General features: G+C 45.1%; 1 protein-coding gene. It reads right to left on the bottom strand.

From position 1 onward, the window contains the following. Nucleotides 1-1209 (bottom strand): aspartate kinase (locus R7Q48_RS24275; protein ID WP_140284011.1); only part of this gene is annotated, 1209 nt, incomplete at its 3' end. Nucleotides 1210-1271 lie beyond the last annotated feature (62 nt).

Raw genomic sequence — 1271 nt, 5'->3', positions numbered from 1 at the left:
ACCAACCAAGGTAACGATAGAAACATCATCGATAAAATCAACCGGTTCCAATAGACCGTCTTTTAGTTCAAGCTCAAACGCATCCGCCAGAACTTGTTGAGCTTTCAGCTTATCATCAGCCTCGATACAGAAGCTGATGCTGTACTCAGACGATGATTGAGTAATCAATACAATAGAGACACCAGCAGAAGACATCGCACCAAATACTCGGCTCGCCATGCCTACCATCCCCTTCATACCTGGGCCTGATACGTTAACCATGGTTAGGTCGTTAAGCGTTGTAATACCTTTGATCGCAAGATTATCTTCACCAGTATCTTGGCCGATAAGCGTACCCGCGCCTTGAGGGTTAAAGCTGTTTTTGATCAGACATGGAATGTGGAATTGCGCGATAGGAGCAATGGTCTTCGGATGCAGAACGGATGCACCGAAGTAAGAAAGCTCCATTGCTTCTTGATAGCTGAGTGACTTAAGCAGTCGTGCATCTTCAACCAATCGAGGATCGCAGTTGTAAACGCCATCCACGTCCGTCCAGATTTCACAACAATCAGCACGTAAACAAGCCGCTAATACTGCCGCTGAATAGTCAGAACCGTTACGACCCAGCGTCACCAATTCGCCTTTTTCATTACCCGCAGTAAAGCCCGGCATGATGTTCACATGATCTTTAGGAAGAGGATTTTGACGGAAGTTCTGTGTCGATACATCAACATCCACCATGGCTTCTAGGTGATCGCCTTTCGCATACAGATATTCAACAGGATCAATGAGGTTCGCTTTTTGCCCTTTAGCTTCCAGTACCGCCTTCATCAATTGAATCGAAACTCGCTCACCTTTACTGATGATGCGAGCATTGACGTTGTTTGGACACATACCAAGTAAGTTAATGCCGTGCACAAACTGACGCAGTTGAGAAAGAGAGGTTTTAACTTGGTTATCGAACGCCGCACCTTCTAGGTTAGGCAATACCGCTTGGATATCAGCAAAAAGCGTTTTAAACGACTCTTCCAACTCATTGATTTGCAGCTCAGCTTCACCATTGCGAAGTGCACCTTCAATGACTGCTACTAACTTGTTCGTCGTTTTACCCGGCGCCGAAAGTACAACGGCCACTTCTTCTTGTTGAGCGTTATTGGCAATGATATCTGCCGCTCTCAAAAAGCGATCTGCATCAGCTAGTGATGATCCGCCAAACTTCAATACTCGCATCCCTTCCTCCGATGTATTTTCTTAATTTTTGTCTAAATTCTGTCTAAAAACGCATAAAAAAA

Source organism: Vibrio sp. 378 (genome assembly GCF_033339435.1).
Note: the sequence above shows the minus strand (reverse complement) of the source record. Positions and strands in the feature narration are given on the sequence as shown.